We start from the raw sequence: 26745 nt of genomic DNA, 5'->3' as shown, positions 1-26745 counted from the left end.
GGATTCATCAGAGGAGACAAGAGTAATGATGATGCAGCACAAGAAGTTCTCAGCGCTGGCCGTCGCCGCCGCGCTGGCCGTTGGGGCGTCTGGCGCCTGGGCCGGCGAGCCCGAGGCCAAGAAGTGGATCGACGCCGAGTTCCAGCCCAGTACGCTGAGCAAGGACCAGCAGATGGCCGAGATGAAGTGGTTCATCGAAGCGGCCAAGAAGCTGCAGGCCAAGGGCGTCAAGGAGATCTCGGTGGTGTCCGAGACCATCACCACCCACGAGTACGAGGCCAAGACCCTGGCCAAGGCCTTCAGCGAGATCACCGGCATCACGGTCAAGCACGACCTGATCCAGGAAGGCGATGTGGTCGAGAAGCTGCAGACCTCGATGCAGTCCGGCAAGAGCATCTACGACGGCTGGATCTCCGACTCCGACCTGATCGGTACCCACTACCGCTACGGCAAGATCATGAACCTCACCGACTACATGGCCGGTGCGGGCAAGGAATACACCAACCCCGGTCTGGACCTGAAGGACTTCATCGGCACCAGCTTCACGACCGCGCCCGACGGCAAGCTCTACCAGCTGCCCGACCAGCAGTTCGCCAACCTCTACTGGTTCCGTGCCGACCTGTTCGCGCGCAAGGACCTGCAGGACAAGTTCAAGGCCAAGTACGGCTACGACCTGGGCGTGCCGCTGAACTGGAGCGCCTACGAGGACATCGCGGCCTTCTTCAGCGAAGACGTCAAGACCATCGACGGCAAGCCGATCTACGGTCATATGGACTACGGCAAGAAGGACCCGTCGCTGGGCTGGCGCTTCACCGACGCCTGGCTGTCGATGGCCGGCACCGCCGACAAGGGCATCCCGAACGGCATGCCGGTCGATGAATGGGGTATCCGCGTCGCGGCCGACAAGTGCACGCCGGTGGGCGCATCCGTCAGCCGCGGCGGCGCCACCAATTCGCCCGCCGCCGTCTACGCGCTGACCAAGTACGTGGACTGGATGAAGAAGTACGCGCCCAAGGAAGCCACCGGCATGACCTTCGGCGAAGCCGGCCCGGTGCCGGCCCAGGGCCAGATCGCGCAGCAGATCTTCTGGTACACCGCCTTCACCGCCGACATGACCAAGCCGGGCCTGCCGGTGGTCAATGCCGACGGCACGCCGAAGTGGCGCATGGCGCCAGGCCCGAACGGCCCGTACTGGAAGGAAGGCATGCAGAACGGCTACCAGGACGTGGGCAGCTGGACCTTCTTCGCCAACCACGACGCCAACAAGACGGCGGCCGCCTGGCTCTATGCCCAGTTCGTCACTGCCAAGACCACCAGCCTGAAGAAGACCATCGTCGGCCTGACCCCGATCCGCGAATCGGACATCCGCTCCAAGGCGATGACCGATATGGCGCCCAAGCTCGGCGGCCTGGTCGAGTTCTACCGCAGCCCCGCCCGCGTGGCCTGGACGCCCACCGGCACCAACGTCCCCGACTACCCCAAGCTGGCCCAGTTGTGGTGGAAGAACGTGGCCCAGGCCGTCACCGGCGAGAAGACCCCGCAGGGTGCGATGGACACGCTGGCCGAGGAAATGGACCAGGTGATGGGCCGTCTGGAGCGCGCCGGCATGGCCAAGTGCGCGCCCAAGCTCAACAAGAAGGAAAGCAACGCCAAGTGGCTGAGCGACAAGGGCGCCCCGTGGGCCAAGCTGGCCAACGAGAAGCCCAAGGGCGAGACCATCGCCTATGACAAGCTGCTGAACGCTTGGAAGGAAGGGCGCGTGCGTTAAGCAGGCCTCGCACGACCTAGCCAAGAAGCAAAGCGTCGCCTTCGGGCGACGCTTTTTTTCTGGGCGCGCGCCGATCCGCTCACTGCGCCATCACGGTCACGAGCGCAAAGAAGATGAAGCTGGGTCCGAAGCAAGGGACGCCGTCGGCATCCGTCATCCGCCAGATCGACGCCACGGTGCAGCTCTCCTTCGGCGCCGCGAAGTCCACGCCGATATGCACGGGCTGCCCGGGCAGGGTGTCCGGCAGCTCGACCTCGCGATACAGGCTGGCCAGATAGGCCTCCTGAATGGCTTCGAGGCTGCCGTCCGGCCGGCGCCGGGCGATCGCGTATTCGCCGTCGACCCGAACCACACGGCGGCCCCGCCAGGGGCGGCCGCCCAGGTTCTGGATCTCCCAGATCTTTCGGAAGGACTCGCCCGGCGAGACCACCGCATGGTCGGGCGTCGTCACGTCGGCGTTGAAGGCCGCGATATCGATCGGGTCCTGCGGGTTGATCGCCCGATTGGTCTGCAAGGGGAAGGCGCCGAAGGCCGACGAACCCTGCAGGTCGGCGTAGTAGCGGAACAGCAGCAGCGGCGAGACCTGCAGCGCGCCGGCCAGCTTGACCAGGGTGCGCACGGACGGATCGCGAGCGCCGCCGTTGGCGAGCTCGTAGAGATAGGTCCGGGCGATCCCAGCCTCGGCCGCCAAGGCCGTGAACGTCTTGCCCAGCTCTCTGCTGCGCCGCGCCAGCAGGGCGCGGAGCGTTTCCGGTGAACTCGATTGCATGCTCTCGACGGCCCCGGGGGACCGCTCCTCCCATCTGTGGCCTGCAGCGTACGCCAAAACCGACAGACCGTATGCCAAGCCAGACGCGAGGCGCTCAAGAATTCATGGCCGCTCGCGAAGCTGCGCAGGTGTTTCATCGGCTGGAGATTTGGGTGCCCATCAAGCGGAAGGAAGAAGCAATGAAGAGCATGGTTGCGGGGCCTCGCCGGCGGCGCTGGGAGGTCGCGCTGGTGCTGATCACCGCCTTGTGGGGCTGGTCGTTTGTCGCCATCCAGGCGGCCCTGGGCGAGCTGAGCGACTCCGCCTTCAATGCCTACAGATTCCTCGCTGCGGCACTCGTCATGCTTGTGGCGCTCGTGGCGCGGCGGGTGCCGATCTCGAGAACGGATCTTGTCCAGGGCGGCATGGCCGGGCTTGCGCTCTATCTTGCTTTTCTGTTCCAGACCAAGGGGCTGATGTTCACCACAGCCTCGAATGCCGCCTTCATCACCGGCCTCGCCGTCATCTTCACGCCGCTGATGCTGTTCGCCTGCTTCCGGGTGCTGCCGGGGAAGCCGCAGCTGCTCGGCGCCTTGCTGGCCACCATAGGCCTGGCCTTGCTGACGCTGAAAGGCCTGAGCGTTCGGGCCGGCGACCTGCTGGTATTGCTGTGCGCGGCGTCATTCGCGCTGCACATCATCATCCTGTCCAGAGCCAGCAAGGTCGCGGATATCGTCAATCTCGCCTTCATCCAAGTCGTCGTCGTCGGGCTGCTGTCGCTGGCGCAATCACTGGTCTTGCGGGAGCTGTCCGTGCCACGCGACGCCGCCACGATACAGGCGATTCTCGTCATCGGCATCCTGGGGACGGCCCTCGGCTTCTATGTCCAGACCCAGGCCCAGTTCGCCTCATCGCCGAACCGCATTGCGCTGATCATCGTGCTGGAGCCGGTCTTTGGCGGCTGGTTCGGCTACCTGCTGGCGGGAGACCGGCTGAGCCTCCCGAACTGGATCGGCGCTGCCTTGATCGTGACGGGGATGCTGGTCGCGGAAGCCAGATTTCCGGCGCGGAGGGCGCGCGCTTTGCGACCGGGCTCGCACGCCAACGGCTGACGGACCGGCCGGCTAGTCATCCGAATCCGCGACGCAGCGATCCCGCCCCCCGGCCTTGGCCCGGTACAGCGCCTGGTCGGCGCGCCGGCAGAGCTCGGTCAGGCCGTCCTCGGCGCCGGCCATGGCCAGGCCGGCCGAGGCGCTGTAGCTCTGCGCCGGTTGCTCGGCCAGGGGCCGGGCCTGGCGCAGCCGCTGCAGCAGGCGCTCGACGATGGCCTGCGCCTGGGGCCGGTCGACATCGCCCAGCAGCAGCATGAACTCCTCGCCGCCCAGGCGGCCGCAGCCGTCGCCGCGCCGGGTGCTGAGCTGCAGCTGGCGCGCGAAGTCGCAGATCACCAGATCGCCGGCCTGGTGGCCCAGGCTGTCGTTGATGCGCTTGAAGTGATCGAGGTCCAGCAGCACCACGGCCAGCCGCCCGCCACGCTCGCGCAGCCGGTCCAGCTGATCCTGCAATTGCTGCAGCACATGGGCGCGGTTGCTGATGCCGGTCAGCGCATCGGTCTGGGCCGCGCGCAGCGCGCGGTCGCGCTCCTGGCGCAGCGCCCGGCCGTCCTGCTTCAGCGCGGTGATGTCGCTGGCGCTGCAGTACATCCAGCCCTGCGCGTCCATGGTCTCGCTCATCCAGATCCAGCGCCCGTCCACCAGGTCGGCCTCGAAGGCGCGGAAGCGCTGCTTGCCTCGCCGCGAGGCGGCCGCCGCCAACCAGGCGGACTTGTCGGCGGCCGAGACCACATTGCCGCGCCCGCTGGCGCAATTGGCCCGCATCATCTCCAGCCAGGTCAGCCGCCCGTCGGGCCGGACATCGAAGGCCTCGCGGAACGCCCGGTTCGCGAAGCGCAGCACATCCTTGTCGTCGAACACGGCCAGCAGCTGCGGGCTGGCCTCGTGCAGGCTCAGCAGATGCCGGACCAGTTCCTCATCGTGCGCGGGGTCGTCCATGGAACAGGCTTGGGGAGGCGATGCGCACAGTGTTGCACAGAGCGCCGGCCATTCACGCGCCCCAAGCCTCAGCTCGCGGCCTGCCACTCGCGGCGGCGTTTGTGCGAGCATAGCGCTAGCTCGCGGCACACAAGACCTGACCCTGACAGGCCGACGCTGCATCGACGGAGACAAGACATGGCCTTCATGATGACCGCTGCCGGCCAGCGCGCCCGCCTTGCCGCAGCGCTGCTGCCCGCCTTGAGCCTGACCGCCTGCGGCGGCGGCGATGACGACCAGGAGACTCTGGTCACCCGCGTCAGCTACCGCTCGCTCGATCCGGTCAAGCCGCTGACGGTGCCGGCCGAGCTGCGCATGCCGCCCGGCCCGGCGCGCCCCGCCGTGGTCATCGTGCATGGCAGCAGCGGCATCGACAGCCGCGGCGTCTCCTACGCCAAGGAACTCAACGCGGCCGGCATCGCGACCCTGGAGATCGATATGTGGGGGCGCGCGGCATCAGCGGCGCGGCCGGCCGGCCCAGCGGCGTGCCCGAGACCCTGCCCGATGCTTATGGTGCGCTGAAGTTCCTGGCCGGCCTGCCCAGCATCGACGGCAAGCGTATCGGCATCATGGGCTTTTCCTGGGGCGGCGTCGTGACGATGCTGACCGCGACCCGGCCCTACACCGAGCAGTACCTGGCCGGCACCGGCCTGGCCTTCGCCGCCCACGCGCCCAACTATCCGGTCTGCTGGGTCTACAACCGTGTGCCCGGCTACGGCTTTGCCAGCCTGACCGGCGCCAAGGTCTTCCTGCAGGGCGGCGGGCTCGATACCTACGACCTGCCCGACACCTGCCCCAAGCTGGCCGAGCAGGCCACCGTGCCGGCCGGGCTGCTGAGCGTCAAGATGTATGCCGACGCCACCCACGGTTTCGACCGCACGGAAGACCCGGCCACGATCAACGACCCCTTCGCCCATCTGGGCCGTGGCGGCCCGGTGCAGATGGCGCCCAACCCGGCGGCCGCCGCGCAGGCGCGTGCCGCCACGACGGCGTTCTTCAAGACCCAGTTCGGCCTCTAGGGCGGCACCCCTGCCTCAGCCATTCCTTTTTGGCAAGCTCCCATGAGCAAAGGCAACAGCGCGGCTTGCCGACGCAGCGCCTTGGGTCATACTGGGCTGGCAAGAAGAGAACTGCCTTGGGATGTCTATGACGAGCAATACACGAACATCCGCAGGCCTCCCCAGCGTGCTCAAACAGCTGGGGAAGATGACGGCGATCCGCGACACCTATCTGGTCGAGCAAAGCCTGCTGCGCACCTTGGGGCCTTTGCTGGGGGTCAGCGAGACCTCGCTGTACCGGGTCGACGAGCATGGCGAGGTGCTGCGGGCACTGCATCACTCGCGCCGCATCGAGGCGCAGCAGGACGGTGTGCAGCGTGTCGCCGAGCAGGTGGAAGAGGTCACCAATGAGCAGCGCCTGCCCGAGGAGGTGCAGACCCTGTTCGAGAACGTCCGCATGCTGGACAAGTCCTGCAGCCGCAGCGACGGCGGCGAGGGCTTCATCGTCTGCTACCCCATCCATGGCGGCGACGAGATCTGCGGCTACTTCGTGCTGCGGCGCGAGCGCGAGATCACGCCGATGGAGGACGCCATCGTGCTGGGCGTGCTGGAGGTGTTCACCAACTTCTACGCCCTGCTCGACACCAGCCAGCGCGACCGCCTGACCGGCCTGCTGAACCGCTACTCGCTGGAGCTCAATCTCGACCGCCTCTGGAACCTGCTCTACGCCCGCCTGCACGAGCCGGCGCCGCCCGAGCCCGGCGTGGCGCGGCGCGAGCCGCTGCCGCAGCGCTACTGGCTGGGCGTGATGGACGTGGACCACTTCAAGAAGATCAACGACGGCTACGGCCACATGATCGGCGACGAGGTGCTGATCGTGGTGGCCCGGCTGCTGAAGGCGGCGTTCCGGCGCTCCGATCTGATCTACCGCTATGGCGGCGAGGAGTTCATCGCCATCATCGCGGCCAATGATCTGGAGTCGGCGACCCTGGCCTTCGAGCGCGCGCGCAAGAAGATCGAGAGCTTCAAGTTCCCGCGCGTCGGCCAGGTCACGATCAGCGGCGGCTTCAGCGGCGCCGATCCGGTGGTGCTGCCGCAGGAGGTCATCAACCGCGCCGACAGCGCGCTCTACGAGGCCAAGCGGGGCGGCCGCAACCGCATCTGCCACTACGAGAGCCTGATCCAGCAGGGCGCGCTGAAAGAGGTCAGCCCGGGCAGCGTCGATCTGTTCTGAGCGGGCGGCGGCTCAGCGTCGCAATTTGGCAGCGGCCTTTGCCGCCTGGCCGGCCTCGGCCGCCGCGAAGGCCAGCTCCAGGTACTCGCGCACATTCTTCTTGAACAGATCGCCGATCTTCTCCAGCTTGATGTGGCGCCGGTGCTTGCCCTCGCCCTCCAGCACCTGGTGCCGATCGGCCAGCGCCGCGCCCTGGCTGAACTCCAGCGCCAGATGGCGCTCGTAGGAGAACAGCGCACAGACCGGCGCGCCCGCCGAGAACAGCAGGCCGCCGTAGCGCACCTCCTCGCGCAGCCGTGGGCCGGCGGTGTGAATCAGCTTGCGCACCCGCTCGACCAGGTCATAGCGCTGTGCATCGACACGGCGCAGCTCGTTCAGGAAATCGTCAACGGGTTCGGGATTCATCGCGGGGCAGCTCAGGCACAAGAGCCGATTGCACCACAGGGACCGGATGCAGCGGCCGGCCCGTGCGCTCGAAGCTCTGCAGATTGGCCAGCGTCGTCGCGGCGATCGCGCTCAGCGCGTCGGCGGTGAAGAAGCCCTGGTGGCCGGTGATCAGCACATTCGGGAAGGTCAGCAGGCGCGCGAACACATCGTCCTGCAAGGCCTCGGCCGAGAGGTCGCGGAAGAACAGCGAGCCTTCTTCCTCATAGACGTCCAGGCCCAGCCCGCCCAGCTGTCCGGTCTTCAGCGCCGCGATCGCCGCGCCGGCATCGACCACCGCGCCCCGGCTGGTGTTCAGCAGCAGCGCGCCGCGCTTCATGCCGGCCAGCGCGGCCGCGTCGATCAGGTGGCGCGTCTGCGGCGTCAGCGGGCAGTGCAGGCTGACCACATCGCTGGCCGCCAGCAGTTCGGCCAGCGAGGCCACATAGCGCATGCCCATGGCCTCGCAGGCCGGATTCGGCTGCGGATCCAGGCCCAGCAGCCGGCAGCCGAAGCCCGGCCCCAGGATGCGCGCAAAGCACTCGCCGATCTTGCCTGTGCCCACCACGCCCACCGTGCGCCCGTGCAGATCGAAGCCCAGCAGGCCGTCGAGTGCGAAATTGCCCTCGCGCACCCGGGCGTGCGCCCGATGGATCTTGCGGTTCAGCGTCAGCAGCAGGGCCACCGTGTGCTCGGCCACCGCATGCGGCGAGTACTCCGGCACCCGCCCCACCGGCAGCCCGAGCCGCGCGGCCGCCGCCAGGTCCACCTGGTTGAAGCCGGCGCAGCGCAGCACGATCAGCCGCACACCCAGCTGCTGCAGCCGCTCCAGCACCGGCGCGTCCAGCCTGTCATTGACGAAGGCGCACACCGCCTGCGCCCCGGCCGCCGCCGCCACGGTGTTCAGGTCCAGGCCCGCTTCGAGATAGTTGAACTGGTACTGCGCCCCCCCGGATCGGCAGCCAGTCGCGCCCGTTCAAGGAACTCGCGGTCGTAGGGGCGGGTGCTGAAGATGGTGAGGTTCATGCGGCGACCCTAGCACGGAGCTTGGAGCGAAGTCGGTGCGGCGAGCGAGTGATCGTCGTGCACGATGTGTCGAATGGCGGCGGCGCTGCCAGGCTCGCTGAGCTGGCTGGCCAGGAAGGCGGGGCGCAGATCCAGGCCGGCCAGCTCATGGCGCTGAAACCAGCGGAAGCTCAGGCGGACCGTAGTGGCGGGGCCGCCGTTGAGGCCGCCGCTGATGTCCTGGCGCTCGAACGAGGGCATGCTCAGCAGTGCCGACCCGTCCGGCAGGGCGACCGCGAAATGCAGCTCCAGCCCATGCTGTTGCCGCCCGCGATAGGTGAAGAGGTTCTCGACCACCGACTCCAGTCGCTCCACCCGAACCTCGTTGCCGAGTTCTTCCTGCATCTCGCGCCGCACCGCTGCCTCCGCCGTCTCGCCGATCTCGACCCGGCCGCCTGGCAAGGCCCAGAACGGATCGTCGCCGACGCGATGAAGCAGCACGCGTTCACCGTCGCGGATGATGGCAGCCGCGCGCAGGTGAAAGCGCCAGGGGCCGGTGTCGAAGGAAATCATGGCGTTGTTCGTCATCGAGACAGGATGCTACACATCCCGGTGCTGCCGTTTCTGGCGCAATTGCATCTCGATATAGGCCGGGCAGAATCCGTTGAAGCACGCAAACAAGAGCCGTCTCTACACGGACCCAAGGAGGCCTTCGCCCATGTTCCCCATCAAGACGCTTCGGTACTGCCTTCCCGCCTTGGCATTCGCGGCCTGCACCGTCGAAGCCCAGACGCTCGACAAGTCCCGCATCGTCTACCGCTGCGAGCATCAGGGCAAGATCACTTATGCCGACGAGCCCTGCGTCGGTGCCAAGGAGGTTGATGTCACGCCGACCCAGGGCCTGGACAAGTCCAGCGGCGCCAGCCGCAAGGGTGCCGAGGTGCGGCGCGACGAGCATCGGCGCCAGCTGGTGCAGGCGCTCAAGCCGCTGGATGGGCGCATGGACGAGAAGCGCTTTGATCAGCTGGTTCATCGTCAGCCGCTCAGCCCCGAGGCCCAGCGCGCCTGCCGCCAGCTTGATCAGCAACTGCCGCAGCTCAAGGCCGCCGAGGCGAGCGCCGCCACCGGGTCCGCGAAAGCACAGGCCGAAGTGAATTTGTTCCGCGCCCGCAAGGCCTTCAAGGATCTGCGCTGCTAGTCGCGAGTCAGGCGATGTCGTCGCCATCGGCCGGCTGCATCCACGCAGGCACATCCCGTTTGCCATGCAGCACCCGCCACACATCGATGTAGTCGGCGCGCTCAAGGTAGAAGACCAGATAGGGATAGCGGGTCAGCGGCCATGAGCGCAGCCCGGGCAGGTTCAGCTCATGGGCATAGCGCGGCGAGCCGGTGGCCGGGTGGCGTGCGATGTGGCGATAGGCCTGCTCAAGCGCGTCGACAAAACCGAGCGCGGCGGACTCCGCGCCTTCGTTCAGATAGTGGCTCAAAGCCTCGTCGACATCGCGCTCGGCCGCTGCGCGCGCGATGATGGGCTTGGCTGTCATGCGGCCGGGCGGGCTAACGGGGCTTGGCTGCCTGGCGTGCCCGCTCCCGCAGCCGATCAAAGTAGGCGCCGTCCGCGGCAGTGTCGGATGGCGCCGAGCTGGCGCCCTCCAGCAGCAGCGCCCGCAATTGCAAGCGGTCCTGATCCTTGCGGATCAGCTCACGCACGTACTCGCTGCTGCTGCCATAGCCGCGCTCGCTGACCTGCTCGTCCACAAAGGACTTGAGCGGGTCGGGCAGGGAGATGTTCATCGTGCTCATGACCGGAGCATAGTCAGCTTGGCAAATTTTGGCAAACTGCCGCCAGCATTCCGGGGCCGCCTTGCGTCCTGTTCAGGGGGCAGGCGCCAGGCTGGCCGATCACCAGGCAGCTGGCGGCGCTCAGCACTGCCAGCTGCCGCCATGCCATGATCCGGCCCATGCTGAAAACCCTCAAAGACCTGTTCGACAGCCTGCTGCCGCCGACAGCCAATGCAGATCCGGCCGCCACGGAGCATGCGCTGCAGCTGGCCACCGCGGTGATGCTGGTCGAGGTGATGCGTGCCGACCCGAGCTTTCATGCCGGCGAGCGCGCGGCGGTGCTGGCGGCGCTGCGCGACAAGTTCGCGCTCGATGCCGACGAGGCGGCCCGGCTGGCCGAGCTGGCCGAGGCCACGGCCAAGGACGCCACCGATCTGTTCGGCTTCACCTCGCGCATCAACGAGCGCTTCGAGATGCCGCAGAAGCTGCGCATGGTCGAGCATATGTGGCGCGTCGCCTATGCCGACGGCCATCTGAGCGCGCACGAGCGCCATGTGCTGTGGCGCATCGCCGATCTGCTGCATGTGCCGCAGGGCGCTTACGTCAACGCGCGGCTGCGGGTGCAGGCCGAGTCCGAGTCGCCATGATCGTCAACCAATAACGAAACCGGGAGCTACGCAGAGCATGAACAGCGCAACAAGATCCGCCGACCTGCTCAAGGTCGGCCTGGTGCAGATGGCGCCGGTCTGGCTGGACCGGGCCGGAACCCTGGACAAGGTGGCCGCCTGGCTGGCCGAGGCCGCCGCGCAGCAATGCCAGCTGGTGGCGTTCGGCGAGGCCCTGGTGCCGGGCTATCCCTTCTGGGTCGAGCTGACCGACGGCGCGCGCTTCAACAGCGCCGCGCAGAAGACCATGTACAGCCATTACCTGGACCAGGGCGTCGTGATCGAGCGCGGCGACCTCGACAGCGTCGCCGGCCTGTGCCGCCAGCACCGCATGGCCTGCTATCTGGGCGTGATGGAGCGCGCACCCGATCGCGGCGGCCACAGCCTCTACTGCACGCTGGTCTATATCGACCAGGGCGGCGCGATCCGCTCGGTACACCGCAAGCTGCAGCCGACCTATGAGGAGCGCCTGGTCTGGGCGGCCGGCGACGGCCATGGCCTGGTGGTGCACGATCTGGGCGCCTTCAAGGTGGGCGGCCTGAACTGCTACGAGAACTGGCTGCCGCTGGCGCGCTCGGCGCTGTACGGCCAGGGCGAGGATCTGCATGTCTCGGTCTGGCCCGGCGGCTTGCACAACACCCAGGACCTGACCCGCTTCATCGCCCAGGAAAGCCGCTCCTATGTGATCGCGGTATCAGGTCTGATGCGGCCCCAGGACATTCCCGAGGGCACGCAATTCCGCGACCAGATGCTGGCGGCCGACAAGCCCTTCTTCGCCAACGGCGGCTCGGCGCTGGCCGCGCCGGACGGCAGCTGGGTGATAGCGCCGCAGATCGGTGTCGAGGGCCTGTTCTGCGCCGAGATCGATCATGGCCGGGTGCGCGAGGAGCGCCAGAACCTCGATCTGGCCGGCCATTACAGCCGGCCCGATGTGACCCGGCTGAGCGTCAACCGGGCCCGCCAGCACACGGTGCGCTTCGAGGACTGAATCAGAGCCGCTGCAGCAGCAGCCGCTCGGCTAGCTCGCGCTGCGCCACTGGCAGCGCCGCAGCCTGGTCCAGCGTGCGCAGCACCGCGTCGCAGGACGGGGTGCGAGCGCCGCCATCCTCGACCCAGACCCGGCTGAGCAGGCCCGGTGCATGGCCGCCCAAGGTGCGACGCACCACCTCCAGCTCCAGCGCGCTGGGGGCCTTGGGCAGCCAGCGCGGCGCCGCTGCCTCGGCGGCCGCGCCCAGCCAGCGGGTCTCCTGGGCCCGCAGCTCGGCGGGCATCGCGCGGCGCAGCTCCAGCTGGCCGCCCAGCAGGGCCTGGCAGATGGCCGGGCCGGCCGCGCGGGCGGTGCGCAGCTGGGCCTTCAACACGGCCAGATAGCGGCGCCGCAGCTCGGGCGACACCTCCAGCAGCAGCCCCGGCAAGCGCTCGGCCAGCACCCGCAGCGCGGCATTCTGCGGCGCGTCGGCATCGCCCGGCTGGGCCAGATGGGCGGCGCGCATGCGGGCTGCCGCGGCCGGCAGCAGCTCGGGGTAGCGCGCGCCCAGCAGATGCCAGGCCGGGTTGGCGCCCAGTGCGTCCCGATAGTCCTGCTCGGTGCTGGCGGCCGGGTCCGAGGGCAGCACCACATCCAGGGTCTGCGGCGGCGCCTCGATCAGCGCATGCAGGATCAGCTCCTCGCTGGCCGGATACCACATGCTGTCGGCCGGCGTGCGCAGCGTGCGCTGGATCAGCGGCTCGGGCAGGCCCATCTCGCGGTAGGTGGCGGCCAGCTCCTGGTTGGCCACCTCATCGAACACCGGGTTGTAGCTGCCACTGGAGGCACGGTGAAAACCCAGGCGCGCGCCGGGCATCAGCTGGCGCTGCTGGCCGGCCAGAAAGACCAGGGTGCAGGCGCTTTCGCAGCCACCCACCGCGCGGGTGGCCGCACCGGTCTTGCGCACCTGCTCGACCATGCGCTCGGCCTCGTAGACGCGCCCGCCCGGCGAGGCCAGCTCGAACAGCCGCACCGGCTGGGCCGTGCCAGCCAGCAGCTTCTGCAGCCGGGTCGCGTCGCCCATGCCGATGGGCCCGTCCAGCCGCAAGGTGCGGCCATCGGCCGAGAGCTTGAACGTGGCCTGGCCGATCGGATCGCTGCCGCGCGCCATCTGCCAGTACTCGCCGGCCTGGGGCAGGAAGCCGAACAGCGTCGACACCACCATCTGCAAGGCGCTCAGCGCCAGACTCAGCCGGGCCAGATTGGCCCACAGGGCGGAGCCGTCGATGCGACGGTAGGCATGGGCGGCGCGCCAGGCGCCGACGATGGCCCAGGTATCGAAGGCCAGGATCAGCGGCCAGCCGATCAGCATCGCGATGCTGCCGGCCTGCAAGGCCTCGCCCTTCAGGCTGATCCAGGTCATCAACCCGGTCAGCGCCAAGCCGATCGGCAGCGACAGCAGCACATTGTTGATCCAGAAGCTGCGCGCCAGGCTGTGCTCGCCCTGCCAGTGGGCCGCGAGATAGCCGCTGCCCGAATCGGCCTCGCTGCGCGGGCGGCGCAGCACCACCCGGGTGCCGGCCAGGCGGTCGTGCCAGCAGCGGCGCTCGCCGTCCAGTGCGGCCCAGGCAAAACCCAGGCCCAGCGGCAGGGCCGACAGCAGATAGCCGAGCCAGCGCAGCGCGCAACGGCCCGGTGTGGGCCGCGCGCCGCTGCGCGCATCGATCACCAGCAATCCGGCCAGCAGCTTGCCCGGCGTCGTGCCCTGCCAGGCCCAGAAGCCGATGAAGTACAGCGCCGGCAGCGCCCAGTTGATCAGCAGACTGGCCGGGCGCACATCGTCGAGCCGGCCGACAAAGCCCTCGCGGTAGGCCAGCCACAGCAGCGGCGCGCTCAGGCCCATCAGCGCCAGCGCGTCGACCAGCAGGGCCAGCGCGCGCCGGCCCAAGGTGGCCGGTTGCGGCGGCGGCGCGCTCGGGCGCGGCTTGCGGCTGGGCGGCGGCTTGAACCCCGGAGGCAGCTCTTGCGCGGGTTTTTGCACCATCGTCAAGGGCGAGGCGAACGGATTCTCGTGATCGGTGGTCGTGGCCACGCTGTGCTCCCAGGGTGTGGCCGTGACTCTAGCGCGCCGCTTTGCCGCGACGGCGGCGCTGACGGCGTGATTTGTCACGCATTCCCGACGAACAAGGGGGGAGTGGCGGTGCGCGTACAGTTCGACGTGGCGTTATTGCCGTTTTGAGCCTGCCTTCTCGATGTCCGATGCTTCGCCCCGTCCTTCCAGCACCCAGACCCTGACCGAGCTGCTGGTCACGATACTGGCACCCTCGCTGGTGCTGATGCAGCTCAGCAGCCCCGAGCGCCTGGGCTCGGCCCGCGCGCTGGTGCTGGCGCTGGCCTTTCCGCTGGTCTGGGCGGCCTGGACCGCGCTGCGCGAACGGCGCTTCAGCTGGATGGCGGCGCTGGGCGTGTTCAGCACCCTGCTGACCGGCGGCATCGGCCTGCTGGCGCTGGACACGCGCTGGCTGGCCATCAAGGAGGCGGCGGTGCCCGGCGTGATCGGCCTGGCCATCCTGCTGTCGGTGCTGAGCAAGCGCCCGCTGGTCCGCCTGCTGGTGTTCAACCCGAGCATGATGGATGTGCCGCGCATCGAGGCCGCGCTGGCCGAGCGCGGCCAGAGCGCCGCCTTCGAGCGCCGGCTGCGCCTGGGCACGCTGATGCTGGCCGGCAGCTTCGCCTTCTCCAGCGTGATGAACTATGTGCTGGCGCGCTGGCTGGTCACCAGCCCGGCCGGCACCGAGGCCTTCAACGCCGAGCTGGGTCGCATGAATCTGCTGAGCTGGCCGATGATCGCGATCCCCTCGATGCTGCTGACCATGGGCGTGCTGTTCTATCTGGCCAAGGGCATCCACCGGATGACCGGGCTGAAGCTGGAAGACTGCCTGCGCCATCAGTGAGCATGGACGGCCCTTCCGTGCAGTACCGCACTGTGGCGGGCCCCGACTGCGGGAAGTTCCCAGGCTTGTTGATACGGCGCCTCGCTTACCGTCGCCCACCTGTCTAGATGCAGCCGCCAGGCCCGCAATGACGCGGTCCGGTGCTCGGGGGATGCGAATGAGCCACAAGAGCGAGAAAAGAAGAGTCGGCGGCCTATTGGGCTTTCAGGGCCTGCGGGGCCTGGCCGCCGCCGCGCTGGGCTGGGGGCTGTGTGCGGCGGCCCAGGCCGCGTCGCCCACCATCGGCGCCATCGTGCCCAAGAGCTGGCCCAGCACGGCCCAGGGCGAGGAGATCCACAAAGGCATGTTGCTGGCGCTGAAGACCTCGTCGATCCAGCCGGTGCCGACCCTGCTGGTGCAGGACAGCGGCTGCGACTACCGGCGCGCCGAGGCGGCGGCCAAGCAGCTGGTCGAGGCCAAGGTCGATGTGGTGCTGGGGGGCTGGTGCGTGCTGGGTGGCGTGCCGGCCTTGCTGAAGACGGCCGGAGTCCCGCTGGTGTCCAGCAATGCCGAGCGCTACCTGCTCGATGCCCATGTGCTGCAGCTCGGCCGGGTGGGCCCGCGCGTCGGCGAGAGCGTGGCCGCGACGCTGCGCCGCGAGACCGGGCTGCGGGTCTCGGCCAGCAGCAGCTGCTGGATGGACTTCGAGGCCGCCGGCTCGGAGAAGTTCGATGCCGTGCTGTGCCCGACCCTGGTCATCGATCAGGCGCGCTGGACCCAGGTCGAGGGCCTCTACACCGCCGCCTTCCGCACGCCCTTCACGGTGGCCGCCGCGCGCGGCTATGCGGCGATGGAAGTGGGCCTGAGCTATCTGCGCAAGCTGCGCAGCGGCGCCAAGCCGGCGGTGGCGCTGGCCGAGGCCCAGACCATACAGACCCTGCTGGGCCCGGTGCCGGCGCCCGATGCGGCCACCCCGGCCGCCGCGATGCAGCTGCTGCTGACGGCCAAGCTGCCGCGCCTGGCGCCCAAGGAAAGCGCCCAGCTCAACGCGATGCTGAAGGCCAAGTCCTGCGCCTGCAAGCCGGGCTGCAGCGAGGGCGAGGCCAAATGGCGCGAGCTGCCTTTTGTGCTGGCGTCCTGCAGCGCCGGCAGCAGCTGACGCCGGCCGGCTCAGCCGGCCATGACGCGCCGTAGCGCCGGCATGCTGCCGCGCTCCGGCCAGGGCGGCGGAAAGCGTGCCACCAGCTGGTCGAGCTTGCGGGCCAGCGCCTGCGGCGCCGACAGCATGACCAGATGGCCGGCGTCCAGCGTGTCCAGGCGTGGCTGGCGCAGCCGGGCCACCATGCGGTCCTGCAGCGCCGGCGGCAGGCTCTGGTCCTTCAGCAGCTTGATATAGCTGGCGCCGCCGGGCGCCGGTGCGGCGGCGGTCGGCGCCAGATAGAGGCCGGGAAACTCGGCCGCGTAGCGCGAGATCACCAGCTCGGCCAGGCTGGGCTCCAGGTCGTTGCACAGCTCCTGGCGGATCATGGCCGCGCCGGGCTTCAGGCCGCGCGGCTTGAGGGCGAACAGCAGGCGCAGCAGCAGCCGTTGCGCCAGGCCCAGCGCGTCGACGAAGGCACCACCCGGCGGCGGCACGACAGCGGCCAGATAGACGCAGTGGCGCAGCCGCGTGCCGAGCCGCTCGGCCAGATCCGGCACCAGCACGCCGGCCAGCGAATGCACCACCAGCACGACCGCGCCGACGCCGCGCCGGTCCAGCTCGGCCACCAGCGCCTCGGCGCAGGCGCCGGGCGTGACCCCCGGCTGCCGCCCCGGCACTTCCAGCGCCAGCACGGGCGTCTTCATCCGCTGGATGACGTCGTCCCAGACCCAGGGGCCGGTGCCGGCACCATGCAGCAAGACGGTGGTGGTGGGTGACATGCGGCCTCCTGATGCTGTTGTGATGAGTGCCTGCATGCTACGAAGGCGCTGCTGACAAGTCGTGTCAGCAGCGGCTCAGTCCAGATCGGGAAAACGGTCGCTCGGGAATACCGTGCTCTGGCTCAGCCGGAGCACCCGGCCGTGCTTGAAGTGCACATTGAAGCGCAGCAGATAGCCGCCCTGCTCGGGCTGCACATTCCAGTCCCAGACATCCTCGCCGCTGAAGCGGAAGAACACCCGCGTGCGCTCGCGGCCCAGCAGGCGGCTGACCTGCTCCTCGCTCATGCCGGGCGTGATGCTGAAGCGGCTGGCCTCAAGCAGGGTGTCGCGCACGCCGACCAGCTTGCCGGCCGCGTCGAGCTTGACCATGAAGCAGGTGTTGCCGAAGGGCTGGCTCGAATACTCCAGCGTGCGGCCGCCATCGGCGTCCTGCCAGACCTGCACCGGCCGGCCATGGATGGCCTGCACGTTCTCGGCCGTACTGATGCCGGGCTGCAGGCGGGCATCGCGCGCCAGCGTGGCGCAGCCGGCCAGCGCGACCAGCAGTGCGGTCAGCCAGAGGGTGGGCGATGAAGGACGGGGCATGGTGGCCCGATTATCGGCAGCAGCCCTCACAATCGGCCGATGCTTTACGAACTCATCAAACTATTGCACCTGGTCGCCGCCATCGTCTGGATGGGCGGCATGGCCTTCATGCTGTTCGCGCTGCGCCCGGCCGCCATCGCGACGCTGGAGCCGCAGCCGCGGGTGCGGCTGATGGAGCAGGTCTGGCGGCGCTTCTTCGCCCTGGTGATCGGGGCCATCGTGCTGCTGTTCGGCACCGGCAGCCATCTCTACAGCGCCGCGTACAAGGCCGCCGGCGGCAGCGTGCCGCTGGGCTGGCAGGTGATGCTGGTGCTGGGCCTGGCGATGTTCGCGATCTTCGGCCACATCTATGTCGCCGGTTTCCGCAAGTTCCGCCGCGCGCTGGCCGGCGCCCAATGGCCGCAGGCCGCAGCGGCGGCCGGGCTGATCCACAAGCTGGTGTGGCTGAACTTCGTGCTGGGCTGGCTGGCGATCGCGGCTGTGCGGCTGCTGGGCTGAGGAGGGCGCCCCCAGGCCGTTCGGCCTGGCGGCTGGTCATGGCCCTGCCACATCGGCGGCGCAGCATGGCGGCAGCCAACGCCACCCGGAGCCGACCATGCCGCAGCAGTTTTCCCCCCGACGCCGCCAACTCCTGCAGGGCTCCGGAGCCCTGGCCGCCGGCGGCATGGCCAGCATCCTGGGCGGGCTGCAGGTCCGCAACGCCATGGCCGCCACCGGTGGCAAGCAGCTGCTGACGGCGGCCTCGCCCTATGGCGCGCTGGCGCCGGTCAATGATCTGAGCACCGGCCTGCCGCTGCTGCAGCTGCCGGCCGGCTTTTCCTACCGCTCCTATGGCTGGAGCGGCGATGCGATGGACGATGGCCGGCCGACCCCGAATGCCCATGACGGCATGGCCGTGGTCGGCGCACGCCGCGTCGGCCGCAGCAGCGAGCTGCTGCTGGTGCGCAACCATGAGCGCGGCCTGGTGGCCACGCCGGCCGAGGCCATCGCCGCGCCGCATGTCTACGCCGACAAGCCGGTCCAGGGCATCATCACCGCCTTCTACGCCGGCCTGCCGATACGCATAGGCGCCAGCGGTGTGGTCACCAACCCGGCCGCGCCGGCGCCGACGCCCTTCAGCGGCTATGTGGCCGGCGGCACCTCGACCTTGCTGATGCGCGACAACCAGTGGGTGGGCGCGCGCGGCTCGCTGGGCGGCACGCTGGGCAACTGTGCCGGTGGCCCGACGCCCTGGGGCAGCTGGCTCAGCTGCGAGGAGACGATCTATGACTTCTCCGCCATCGGCGGCAGGAAGCATGGCTATGTGTTCGAGGTCCACAGCGAGCCGGCCCGCACCAGCGCCGAGCCCATCGTCGGCATGGGGCGCTTTGTGCACGAGGCCGTCGCCGTCGATCCGGCCAGCGGCCATGTCTATCTGACCGAGGACAACCGCAATATCAGCGCGCTCTACCGCTACCTGCCCCAGGACAGCAGCGGCCAGCCCGGCAGCCTGCATCGCGGCGGCCGGCTGCAGGCCGCCCGCATCCGTGCGCTGTTGCGCAAGGCGGTGCCGGCCACGCTGGCCCAGGCCAATGATGTCGGCCTGCTGGACCCGCAGATCGGCGACGAGTACGAGCTGGAGTGGGTGGACATCGCCGACCCCGATGCCGACCCGGTGGTGGTGGTGGGCCAGCCCGGCGGCGTCAGCCTGGGTTTTGCTGCCGGCCCGACCCACCAGGCGCTGAGCCAGGGCTGTGCCCGCATGAGCCGCGGCGAGGGCATCTGGCATGCCGCCGGCAAGCTCTACATCGTCGATACCGCGGCCGGCGTCGACCGCAACAACCGGCCCGGCCAGGGCGAGGGTGCGGTCTGGGAGCTGAGCCTGGCGACGATGCGGCTGCGCGCGATCTTTGTCAGCGGCGACGCCAGCGTCGGCAACAACCCGGACAACGTCACCGTCAGCCCGCGCGGCGGCATCCTGCTGTGCGAGGACGGCGGCGCCTCGGCCGATGGCTATGGCAGCGGCTCGCGCCTCTTGGGCCTGAGCCCGGCCGGCGCGGCCTATATCTTCTGCAAGAACCATCTGCTGCTGGAGGCCGGCCCGCTGCAGGCCGCCGGCAAGCAGGTGGCTGCGGGCAGCTATCTGGACTCGGAATTCTGCGGCGCCTGCTTCGACCCCAGCGGCCGGCTGCTCTTCGTCAATCTGCAGCGACCCGGCCTGACCGTCGCGATCGCCGGCCCCTGGATGCGCGGCAATCTCTAGGCCTGTGCCTGGGCGACCGGCAGCGTCAGCGTGAACACCGAGCCCGCGCCGGGCTGGCTGCTGACGCTGACCGCACCGCCCATCTGCTCGATCAGCAGCTTGACGATGCTCAGTCCCAGGCCGGTGCCGCTCAGATGGGCGGTGGCCGGCAGGCGCTTGAAGGGCTGGAACAGCTGGGCCTGCTCGGCCGCGTCCAGACCCTGGCCCTGATCCTCGATCGCGATCCGCACCTCGCCGTCCCGAACCTCGGTGCGCACCCGCACGCGGCCGCCACGCCGGTTGTATTTGCAGGCATTGCTGAGCAGATTGGCCAGCACCTGGCCGAGCCGCTGCTCGTCGGCCAGCACGCTCAGCGAGGCCGGCGGCGCCTCCAGCGCCAGCTGGATGTCATGCGCCTGCACCTCGCTGGCGACCAGCGCGGCGGCGCTGGCCAGCACCGGCGCCAGCGGCGTGGGCCGGCGCTCGACGCTGAAATGGCCCGAGTCGATGCTGCTGATGTCCAGCACATCGTCGACCAGGCGCAGCAGATGGCGGCCGGCGCCGCCGATCAGCTGGACGCGGCGCTGCTGGTTCGGGCTCAGCGCGTCGGCCCGGTCCAGCAGCATCAGCTCCGAGAAGCCCAGCACCGCGTTCAGCGGCGTGCGCAGCTCATGGCTCAGCCGCGACAGAAATTCCATGCGGGCGGCCGCGCTGCGCTCGGCGGCGGCGATCTCCAGCTCCAGCTGCGCCTGGTGGACCCGGTCGCTGACATCCTTGATCACGCCCACCATGCGCTGCTCGCCGCGGGCGGCGCCGGCCAGCATCAGGCCGCTGACCTCGACATGGCGCAGCGTCCCGGCCCCGCCCTCCGGGCCGACCCGGATGCGGAAGTGGTGCCGGAAAGACGGCGCGGCCGCGCAGAGGGTCTGGTCCAGCAGCTGCTGCAGCGCCGAGGCGTCGTCCGGCTCGACCCGGGCCCGCAGCTGCGCGCGCGCCAGGCTCAGGCCCTCCGGGCCGCAGGCCAGGCCGTAGACGGCGCAGGCACGGGCGTCCAGCAGCACATGGTCGTCGCGCTGCTGCCACTCGAACAGGCCCAGGCCATCGCTTTGCGCCGCCAGCGACCAGCGCTGATTGGCCGCCTCCAGCGCGGTCTCGTAGCGGGCCTGGCGGCGGAGCCCGCTGCGCGCCAGCGCGTAGGCCGTCAGGGTCAGCAGCAGCGCGGTCAGGCCAATGGCCAGGGCCAGGGCGAGGTAGGTGCTGCGCGAGGCCTCACCGAGGGCCTGGCTGAACTGGCGCTCCAGCCCCAGCAGCTCGTTGTCCAGTTCCTCGATCGCGAACAGCAGCAGCGCGATACGCGCCAGGCGATCCTCGCCCGGCGGGCCGGGCTGGGTGTGCAGCTGCTGCAGCTGCTCGCTCATGGCCTGCAGCCGGAAGATATGGGCATCGCCGCGCTCCCAGGCCTGCACCGACGGCCGCATCAGATCGCTGCGGCCGGCCCAGCGGTACAGCCGCATCATGCCGGGAATGTCGTCGGCGGCATTGCCGCCGCGCTCGAAGGCCGCCGTCGCCAGGCGCAGATCGGGCGCGGGCTTGTCCAGCTCCAGCCGGGCGGCGCGGTCGCCCAGCGGCACTTGCAGGGCCTGCTGGAAACGCTGCAGCTGCGCCGGCGCGCCGCTGGCGGCATAGGCGCGCAGATGCTTGACGGCCTGGGCGCGTGCCTTCGACCACTGGCTCTCGCCGCCCACATAGGCGCGCGTGGCCGACAGCACATAAAAGCCCAGCAGGCACAGCGCCAGCATCAGCGCGTTGCCGATCAGCAGCGGTGTCAGCACCAGGGCATAGGACAGGCGGCGCTTGCGCGGGACGGGCGCCGCCGGCTCGATCAGGGTCATGGCGCTCCCGTGTGTTGCCACGCTGGTCTTGTCGGGCCGCACTGCGGCCCGTATCGAGTTGTAGGCGACAGTATGCCGGCCCGGCTAAAGCCGCAGGCAGCGAAATATTCGGCGCCAGGGGTCAAGCCGGCGTCAGCCAGCGCGGCGACACTGGGATTTCCGCTGTCCAGCAAGGCCTGCCATGCCGATTCAAGACCTGTACCGCCAGAAGCTCCGTAGCGCCGAAGAGGCGCTCGATCAGCTCCGCAACGGCGACTCCATCATCGTGCCGACCGGCGTCGGCGAGCCGCCGGCCCTGCTGACGGCGCTGTCCGAGCAGCGCCGGCGCTTTCGCGACATCAAGGTGGCGCAGATCCTGCCGGTGCGCAAGTTCGGCTATTTCGATCCCGAGACGACCGAGCATGTGCGCCATCTGGCCTTTTTCTACGGCGCCGCCTCGCGCGCCGGCGGCCAGGCCGGCTGGATCGACTTCATCCCCAGCTATTTCTCCGAGATGCCGGCGCTGATCGCGCGCGGCCTGATCCCGGCCGATGTGGTGTTTGCGCTGGCCTCGCCGATGGATGCGCATGGCTATTTCGCGCTGAGCCTGGGGGCCGACTACACGATGGCCGCGCTGGCCAAGGCCCGCGCGGTGGTGCTCGAGGTCAACCCCCTTGTGCCCTTTGCCTTCGGCGCCTGCCATGTGCACATCTCCCAGGTCAGCGCCCTGGTCGAGAGCGGCGAGCCGGTGCTGGAGGTGGGCCTGCCCAAGATCGGGCCGGTGCAGCAGGCGATCGGCAAATACGTGGCCGAGATGATCGAGGACGGCTCGACCCTGCAGATCGGCTATGGCGGCATTCCCGATGCGGTGGTGATGCAACTGACCGACAAGCGCGAGCTGGGCGTGCACACCGAGATGATTGGCGACGGCATCATGAGCCTGGTCGAGGCCGGCGTCGTCACCAACAGCCGCAAGAACTATCTGCCCGGCAAGATGGTCGCGACCTTCGCGCTGGGCTCGCAAAAGCTCTACCGCTTCATGGACCGCAACCCGGGCCTGGAGATGCACCCGGTGGACTTCACCAACGATCCCTATCTGGCCGGCCGCAACGACAAGCTGGTGGCCATCAACGCGACCCTGCAGATCGACCTGCTGGGCCAGTGCGGCTCGGAGAGCCTGGCCCATCTGCCCTACTCGGGCACCGGCGGCCAGGTCGATTTCGTGCGCGCCGCGAACCGCTCGCAGGGCGGCAAGGCCTTCATCGTGCTGCCGTCCACCGCCAAGGACGACAGCATCAGCCGCATCATGCCGACCCTGAGCCCCGGCACCCATGTCACGACCGGCAAGAACGACATCAACTATGTGGTCAGCGAGTACGGCGTGGCCCAGCTGCGCGGCAAGAGCGGCAAGCAGCGCGCGCTGGAGATGATCGCCATCGCCCACCCCGACTTCCGCGCCGAGCTGCGCGAGGGGGCCAGGCGGCTGAACCTGCTCTGACGAGCAGGTCCTGGCCCGGCCTCAGCGTGCCCGGCGCCGGCCCACGACGCCCAGACCCAGCAGGCCGGCCAGCATCAGGGCCAGGCTGCCGGGTTCGGGCACCACGGCCGCCTGGCTCACGCCGTTCAGGCGCAGCTGCCAGAAGCTGCCCTTCTGGTCGTTCTTGTTGATGTCGTAGCCGGGCTGGTTCCAGTCGGCGATCGCGATCGGCGTCTGCCCATCGAACTCGAAGCCATCGCTGAGGTGCTGGCCGAGCGGGTTGTTGGGGCTGGCGCCCAGCGTCAGCCGGTAGTGGCCGGCGGCCAGCTGGGGCAGGCCGAGGCCGGCATCGAAATAGCCGCCGCCAAGGCTGTCGCCGCCATCGTCGATCAGCTGCAGCAGCGCATGGCCGCCGTCGAACAGCGCCAGCAGCGGATCGAAGTTCAGACCGTCCTGCCAGGAATCGGTCCACAGCTGCACCTGGGCCGCGCTGTCCAGGCTGAAGTCGATGTGCACGACATCGGTGTTGTAGCGCAGCTGGCCGGAGAAGCTGTAGTCGGCGGCCTGGGCGCCAAGGCTGGTGGCGGCGGCGAACAGCAGGCCCGCGAGGCGGGGGCGAAGCATGGCATGGGTCATCAGGGAGGCTCCGGTGGGCGTGTTCGGGTGATCGTGGGAGGGCTCAGGGGGCCAGCAGCGGAGGATGGGCCGGCGGCAGGGTCTGGGCCGAGGGGCTCAGGCGATTGCTGCCCTGCTGCACCTCGAAGGCGGCGGCGAAGGTTTCGTTGTTGCTGGGGCTGGCCACCGTGTCCACATACCACCATTCGCAGACCGCGCGCTGCGGCGTCAGGTCGAGCAACATATAGCCGCGCCGGTGCAGATTGATGTACTTGAAGTGCGGGTTGACCGAGCGCAGGAAGCCGGCAATGGCGCCGTTGCCGTCGGTGTCAATGCCCGGCGAGCTGACCGAGGTGCCGACGAACTCGACCGCGCGCGAGCCCTCGCCGGTGACCGGGTTGTAGCCGCCGCCGGCCGGGTTGGGGTTGTTCGGGTCCTGGGTCAGATCGGCGGCCCAGGAGCTGTGGATGTCGCCGGTCAGCACCACGACGTTGTCGACCGGCGCGTGCTGAGCATCGCCCTTGAGGACCGCGTAGATGCGCTCGCGTGCCGGCTGGTAGCCGTCCCACTGGTCGGCGTTCAGGAACACGCCGCCGCCGGCAGCATTGGTGGCCGCGACGCCCTTGAGCTGGGCGAACATCACGCCCTGGCCCAGCAGCTTCCAGCGCGCCGGCGTGCTGCGCAGCCGGGCGCTCAGCCACTGCTCCTGCTCGCTGCCCAGCAGGCTGCGGCCGGGATCGGTGAAGGCACCGGCTTGCACAAAACCCGGGCCCAGCGGCGTTGCGACGGTGGCGGCCAGCTGCTGCGAGCGGCCGCTCAGCCGCTGCTCCAGCATCACCAGCTCGGCCAGGTCACCGTAGGCAAACAGGCGGTTGTTCTTGCGCAGATTGCTGGCATCGACCGGGCGCACCGGCATCCATTCGTAGTAGGCCTGCAGCGCGGCGGCCACACGCGCCTCCCAGTCGCCCTCGGTCGCGGCTTGATGGTTTTGCGCGCCGGTCTTGTAGGCGTCGTTGGCGCTCTCGTGGTCATCCCAGATCGCCAGCAGCGGATGCTGGCGGTGCATGGCCTGGGAGTCGGCATCGCGCTTGTACTGCGCGTGGCGCTGGCGGTAGTCGCTCAGGCTGACGATCTCGTGGGCCGGCTCGGTTTGGCGCAGCGAGCCGTACTGGCCGTTGCCGTACTCGTAGAGATAGTCGCCCAGATGCATGACCAGATCGAGGTCGGCACGCTGGGCGATGCGGGCGTAGGCATTGAAATAGCCGTAGGCATGGTTGGAACAGCTGACGACGGCCATGCGCAGGCGCTGGGTCGGGCCGACCGGCAAGGTCTTGGTGCGGCCCACCGGGCTGGCCACGCCCTCGGCCGTGAACTGGTAGTAGTAGGTCGTGCCCGGCTGCAGACCCAGGGCATCGACCTTGACGGTGTAGTCGCGGCCCGGATGGGTCTTGCTGCTGCCGCGCTTGACGATGTTGAGCAGGCCGGGGTCGGTGGCGACGACATAGGCGACCGACACCGAGGGCTTGGCGCTGGCCGGGCTGACGCGGGTCCACAGGATGACGCGGTCGCTGAGCGGATCGCCGCTGGCCACGCCATGCTGGAACACCGCCGGCGCGGCGGCGAAGGAGAGCTGCGGGGCGGTGGCCACCAGGGCGACCGTGGTCGCGCCGGAACGCTTGAAGAACTCGCGGCGGTTGCTGCCGGTCTGCGGCGGCTTGACTTGATTCGGGCGTCCCATCGACAGGTCCTTGGTTGGCGGCGGTCCATGGAAGCTGGCCGCTCGGCTGCCAAGCAGTCTGGCGTCGATGTTTGACAGGCGTGCCGGTGGCTGGCGCCGCCGCACTGAGCCGTTCGGCCCATGGGTGGCTACAGAAACTCCGCCCGGATATCCACCGTCGAGCGCTTGCCCACCTGGGCGAAGTGCTCGTCCAGCCAGGCCTGGGCCTGGACGCGGCCGGCATCGCGCAGCTCGCACAGATAGGGCCAGGCGGTGTCCAGCTTGCTGACCACGCCCTGGGCCGCCATCAGCTCGTCGCAGCGGATCGAGTGGATGCGCATCAGGCGGGCGTCCTCGGGCGCGAGCTTGCCGCGATCGATCAGGCCGGTGACGAAGGCGATCGCGCGCATCTCGCGCATCAGCGAGGAGTTGAAGCTGATCTCGTTGACGCGGTTGGCGATCTCGGTGGCGCTGCGCGGCACGCCGCGGCGCAGCACCGGGTTGACGTGGACGATCAGCACATCGGCGCTGTCGCTGTCGTAGATCAGCGGGAAGATCGCCGGGTTGCCCATATAGCCGCCGTCCCAGAAATACTCGCCGTTGATCTCGACCGCCTGGAACAGCGTCGGCAGGCAGGCGCTGGCCAGCACCGCGTCCGGGGTGATCTGCGCGCCGCTGAAGACGCGGATCTTGCCGGTCTCGACATTGGTGGCGCTCAGGAACAGCTTCAGCGGCGATGCGCGCCGCAGCGCCTCGAAGTCGACCTGGGCCTGGACGATGTCGCGCAGCGGGTTCAGGTTCAGCGGGTTGAGCTGGTAGGGCGAGAACAGCTGGGTCAGCGCGGCCGTCCATTGATGCATGGGCGAAAGCTCGGGCGGCACGGCCTGCTGCAAGCCATGCATGAAGGCGTCCAGCCACGGCGCCTGCCAGCTCGCTGGCGCCCGCCCGGCCGCCGCGACGGCGTGCCACAAATCCTCCAGCGCCTGACGCGCCCCATCGGCGCCGCCGCGCCGCAGGCCATCGGCCAGTGCCACCGCATTGAGGCTGCCGGCGCTGGTGGCGCTGAGCGCCTCCAGGCGCAGCCGGCCGTCGGCCAGCAGGCAATCGAGCACGCCCCAGGTGAAGGCGCCATGCGAGCCGCCGCCCTGCAGGGCGAGGTTGATGGCTTTCTGGGGGCTCGTTCGCGGCATGGCAGCCACAGTATGCCCCCCAGGCTTGAGGTATCGCCACCGTGACGCCATGGCGCTACATTGGCTTGGCAGACAACCCGAGAGAGGCGAGCCGGCATGCAAGCAAATCAATGGTTGATGACGGGTGCCGCGTTCGCGGCGTGGACGGTGCTGCTGCTGGGCGCGGTCTGGTGGTGGGCCACTCGCCAGCTGCGGGCCGCGGCGGCCCGGCTCGACAAGGTCGACAAGGCCCGCCAGTTCGCGGCCCAGCAGGCGGCCCAGGCGCGCAAGCAGATCGAGGGCCTGCAGCAGGAGCTGGCCGGTCTGCGTCTGGCGGCCCAGGCGCACGGCAAGGGCAATGGCCACGCTGTCGCCGCTGCGCCGCCGGCACCGCGCGATGACCTGCTGCTGCCGCGTGCGGCGCCGGCGCGCGGCGCCGAGCCGCCGTCCGACGGATTTGCCGATACCCAGATCCTGCGGCCGAATCAGCGCTGAGGCGTGCTGCGGGGCATCGACGGTCGGGACCGTCTATCCGCCCGGCTTTTGTCGCTGATCAA

General features: G+C 69.3%; 27 protein-coding genes and 1 pseudogene. 14 read left to right on the top strand and 14 right to left on the bottom strand.

The window, feature by feature from the left end:
* Window positions 1-31 precede the first annotated feature (31 nt).
* Window positions 32-1768 carry an ABC transporter substrate-binding protein gene (locus tag ABGI63_RS01615; RefSeq protein ID WP_432767381.1) on the top strand — a complete coding sequence of 579 codons (1737 nt, stop codon included), beginning with the start codon at window positions 32-34 and terminating at the stop codon, window positions 1766-1768.
* Between the two features lie 79 nt (window positions 1769-1847).
* On the opposite strand, the gene ABGI63_RS01610 is transcribed toward ABGI63_RS01615, so the two are convergent.
* The gene (locus ABGI63_RS01610; protein WP_349740718.1) at window positions 1848-2537 is read right to left on the bottom strand and encodes an NBR1-Ig-like domain-containing protein; all 690 of its coding nucleotides are present in this window, start codon (window positions 2535-2537) and stop codon (window positions 1848-1850) included.
* A gap of 104 nt (window positions 2538-2641) precedes the next feature.
* Here ABGI63_RS01610 and ABGI63_RS01605 point away from each other — a divergent pair, with 104 nt between their 5' ends.
* Complete coding sequence (locus ABGI63_RS01605; RefSeq protein ID WP_349740717.1) at window positions 2642-3628, top strand: DMT family transporter; 987 nt, start codon at window positions 2642-2644, stop codon at window positions 3626-3628.
* A gap of 12 nt (window positions 3629-3640) precedes the next feature.
* On the opposite strand, the gene ABGI63_RS01600 is transcribed toward ABGI63_RS01605, so the two are convergent.
* A complete protein-coding gene (locus ABGI63_RS01600) occupies window positions 3641-4567 on the bottom strand; it encodes a diguanylate cyclase domain-containing protein (RefSeq protein ID WP_349740716.1) in 927 nt (308 codons plus the stop codon).
* Window positions 4568-4744: 177 nt separating this feature from the next.
* Between ABGI63_RS01600 and ABGI63_RS01595 the strand changes: the two genes are divergently transcribed.
* The 3 genes from ABGI63_RS01595 (at window position 4745) to ABGI63_RS01585 (ending at window position 6838) form a co-directional block, all read left to right on the top strand.
* Window positions 4745-5128, top strand: coding sequence for a dienelactone hydrolase family protein (locus ABGI63_RS01595; RefSeq protein WP_349740715.1), 384 nt, complete (start codon window positions 4745-4747; stop codon window positions 5126-5128).
* The gene (locus tag ABGI63_RS01590) at window positions 5047-5625 is read left to right on the top strand and encodes a dienelactone hydrolase family protein (protein WP_349740714.1); all 579 of its coding nucleotides are present in this window, start codon (window positions 5047-5049) and stop codon (window positions 5623-5625) included. Before ABGI63_RS01595 ends, ABGI63_RS01590 begins: the two co-directional genes overlap by 82 nt.
* 187 nt (window positions 5626-5812) lie before the next feature.
* Complete coding sequence (locus ABGI63_RS01585) at window positions 5813-6838, top strand: GGDEF domain-containing protein (RefSeq protein WP_349740713.1); 1026 nt, start codon at window positions 5813-5815, stop codon at window positions 6836-6838.
* Between the two features lie 12 nt (window positions 6839-6850).
* Here the strand turns inward: ABGI63_RS01585 and ABGI63_RS01580 are convergent, their stop codons facing one another.
* The 3 genes and pseudogenes from ABGI63_RS01580 to ABGI63_RS01570 form a co-directional block, all read right to left on the bottom strand.
* Complete coding sequence (locus tag ABGI63_RS01580; RefSeq protein ID WP_349740712.1) at window positions 6851-7243, bottom strand: DUF1801 domain-containing protein; 393 nt, start codon at window positions 7241-7243, stop codon at window positions 6851-6853.
* Window positions 7224-8287 (bottom strand): annotated as a pseudogene (locus ABGI63_RS01575) (2-hydroxyacid dehydrogenase). Before ABGI63_RS01575 ends, ABGI63_RS01580 begins: the two are co-directional and overlap by 20 nt.
* A 9-nt stretch (window positions 8288-8296) precedes the next feature.
* Window positions 8297-8854 carry an NUDIX hydrolase gene (locus tag ABGI63_RS01570; protein WP_349740711.1) on the bottom strand — a complete coding sequence of 186 codons (558 nt, stop codon included), beginning with the start codon at window positions 8852-8854 and terminating at the stop codon, window positions 8297-8299.
* Window positions 8855-8984: 130 nt separating this feature from the next.
* Between ABGI63_RS01570 and ABGI63_RS01565 the strand changes: the two genes are divergently transcribed.
* Window positions 8985-9464, top strand: coding sequence for a DUF4124 domain-containing protein (locus ABGI63_RS01565; RefSeq protein WP_349740710.1), 480 nt, complete (start codon window positions 8985-8987; stop codon window positions 9462-9464).
* Between the two features lie 7 nt (window positions 9465-9471).
* Here ABGI63_RS01565 and ABGI63_RS01560 read toward each other — a convergent pair whose 3' ends face one another.
* Both ABGI63_RS01560 and ABGI63_RS01555 read right to left on the bottom strand, forming a co-directional pair.
* Entirely contained in the window at window positions 9472-9810 is a 339-nt protein-coding gene (locus ABGI63_RS01560; protein ID WP_349740709.1) for a type II toxin-antitoxin system RelE/ParE family toxin, read from the bottom strand.
* Between the two features lie 13 nt (window positions 9811-9823).
* Window positions 9824-10069 (bottom strand): type II toxin-antitoxin system ParD family antitoxin, encoded by a 246-nt coding sequence (locus ABGI63_RS01555; protein WP_269839915.1) that lies wholly within the window; start codon window positions 10067-10069, stop codon window positions 9824-9826.
* A 158-nt stretch (window positions 10070-10227) separates the two neighbouring features.
* Here ABGI63_RS01555 and ABGI63_RS01550 point away from each other — a divergent pair, with 158 nt between their 5' ends.
* Entirely contained in the window at window positions 10228-10695 is a 468-nt protein-coding gene (locus ABGI63_RS01550; protein ID WP_349740708.1) for a tellurite resistance TerB family protein, read from the top strand.
* A 37-nt stretch (window positions 10696-10732) separates the two neighbouring features.
* Window positions 10733-11701 (top strand): carbon-nitrogen hydrolase family protein, encoded by a 969-nt coding sequence (locus ABGI63_RS01545; RefSeq protein ID WP_349740707.1) that lies wholly within the window; start codon window positions 10733-10735, stop codon window positions 11699-11701.
* A 1-nt stretch (window position 11702) separates the two neighbouring features.
* Here the strand turns inward: ABGI63_RS01545 and ABGI63_RS01540 are convergent, their stop codons facing one another.
* Window positions 11703-13772 (bottom strand): RDD family protein, encoded by a 2070-nt coding sequence (locus ABGI63_RS01540; RefSeq protein ID WP_349740706.1) that lies wholly within the window; start codon window positions 13770-13772, stop codon window positions 11703-11705.
* 160 nt (window positions 13773-13932) lie between these two features.
* On the opposite strand from ABGI63_RS01540, the gene ABGI63_RS01535 reads away from it, so the two are divergent.
* Both ABGI63_RS01535 and ABGI63_RS01530 read left to right on the top strand, forming a co-directional pair.
* Window positions 13933-14634 (top strand): VC0807 family protein, encoded by a 702-nt coding sequence (locus ABGI63_RS01535; RefSeq protein WP_266003304.1) that lies wholly within the window; start codon window positions 13933-13935, stop codon window positions 14632-14634.
* Between the two features lie 157 nt (window positions 14635-14791).
* Window positions 14792-15772: a type 1 periplasmic-binding domain-containing protein gene (locus ABGI63_RS01530; RefSeq protein WP_349740705.1), complete on the top strand. Its 981-nt coding sequence runs from the start codon at window positions 14792-14794 to the stop codon at window positions 15770-15772.
* An 11-nt stretch (window positions 15773-15783) separates the two neighbouring features.
* Here ABGI63_RS01530 and ABGI63_RS01525 read toward each other — a convergent pair whose 3' ends face one another.
* Window positions 15784-16533, bottom strand: a complete 750-nt coding sequence (locus ABGI63_RS01525; protein WP_349740704.1) for an alpha/beta fold hydrolase — start codon at window positions 16531-16533, stop codon at window positions 15784-15786.
* 75 nt (window positions 16534-16608) lie between these two features.
* Complete coding sequence (locus ABGI63_RS01520) at window positions 16609-17118, bottom strand: outer membrane protein assembly factor BamE (RefSeq protein WP_349740703.1); 510 nt, start codon at window positions 17116-17118, stop codon at window positions 16609-16611.
* A 39-nt stretch (window positions 17119-17157) separates the two neighbouring features.
* On the opposite strand from ABGI63_RS01520, the gene ABGI63_RS01515 reads away from it, so the two are divergent.
* Together ABGI63_RS01515 and ABGI63_RS01510 are read left to right on the top strand one after the other, a co-directional pair.
* Entirely contained in the window at window positions 17158-17616 is a 459-nt protein-coding gene (locus ABGI63_RS01515) for a DUF4149 domain-containing protein (protein WP_349740702.1), read from the top strand.
* 97 nt (window positions 17617-17713) lie between these two features.
* The gene (locus ABGI63_RS01510) at window positions 17714-19360 is read left to right on the top strand and encodes a PhoX family protein (RefSeq protein ID WP_349740701.1); all 1647 of its coding nucleotides are present in this window, start codon (window positions 17714-17716) and stop codon (window positions 19358-19360) included.
* Here ABGI63_RS01510 and ABGI63_RS01505 read toward each other — a convergent pair.
* Window positions 19357-21231, bottom strand: coding sequence for a sensor histidine kinase (locus ABGI63_RS01505; protein WP_349740700.1), 1875 nt, complete (start codon window positions 21229-21231; stop codon window positions 19357-19359). The two genes, ABGI63_RS01510 and ABGI63_RS01505, sit on opposite strands and share 4 nt — an antisense overlap.
* A gap of 181 nt (window positions 21232-21412) precedes the next feature.
* On the opposite strand from ABGI63_RS01505, the gene ABGI63_RS01500 reads away from it, so the two are divergent.
* Window positions 21413-22708: an acetyl-CoA hydrolase/transferase family protein gene (locus ABGI63_RS01500; RefSeq protein WP_349740699.1), complete on the top strand. Its 1296-nt coding sequence runs from the start codon at window positions 21413-21415 to the stop codon at window positions 22706-22708.
* 21 nt (window positions 22709-22729) lie between these two features.
* Here the strand turns inward: ABGI63_RS01500 and ABGI63_RS01495 are convergent, their stop codons facing one another.
* The 3 genes from ABGI63_RS01495 to ABGI63_RS01485 all read right to left on the bottom strand — a co-directional run bounded on the left by ABGI63_RS01495 (window position 22730) and on the right by ABGI63_RS01485 (window position 26209).
* The gene (locus ABGI63_RS01495; RefSeq protein ID WP_349740698.1) at window positions 22730-23311 is read right to left on the bottom strand and encodes a DVUA0089 family protein; all 582 of its coding nucleotides are present in this window, start codon (window positions 23309-23311) and stop codon (window positions 22730-22732) included.
* A gap of 55 nt (window positions 23312-23366) precedes the next feature.
* Window positions 23367-25040 (bottom strand): alkaline phosphatase D family protein, encoded by a 1674-nt coding sequence (locus ABGI63_RS01490; protein WP_349740697.1) that lies wholly within the window; start codon window positions 25038-25040, stop codon window positions 23367-23369.
* A gap of 128 nt (window positions 25041-25168) precedes the next feature.
* On the bottom strand, window positions 25169-26209 hold the full coding sequence (locus tag ABGI63_RS01485) for a patatin-like phospholipase family protein (protein WP_349740696.1): 1041 nt from the start codon (window positions 26207-26209) through the stop codon (window positions 25169-25171).
* A 96-nt stretch (window positions 26210-26305) separates the two neighbouring features.
* On the opposite strand from ABGI63_RS01485, the gene ABGI63_RS01480 reads away from it, so the two are divergent.
* Window positions 26306-26683 carry a hypothetical protein gene (locus tag ABGI63_RS01480; RefSeq protein ID WP_349740695.1) on the top strand — a complete coding sequence of 126 codons (378 nt, stop codon included), beginning with the start codon at window positions 26306-26308 and terminating at the stop codon, window positions 26681-26683.
* Window positions 26684-26745 lie beyond the last annotated feature (62 nt).

The organism is Roseateles cavernae, from assembly GCF_040187885.1.
In the GTDB taxonomy this organism is placed as follows: domain Bacteria; phylum Pseudomonadota; class Gammaproteobacteria; order Burkholderiales; family Burkholderiaceae_C; genus Roseateles_E; species Roseateles_E cavernae.
The sequence above is the reverse complement of the archived record's forward strand: the minus strand, read 5'-3'. Positions and strand labels throughout refer to the sequence as shown.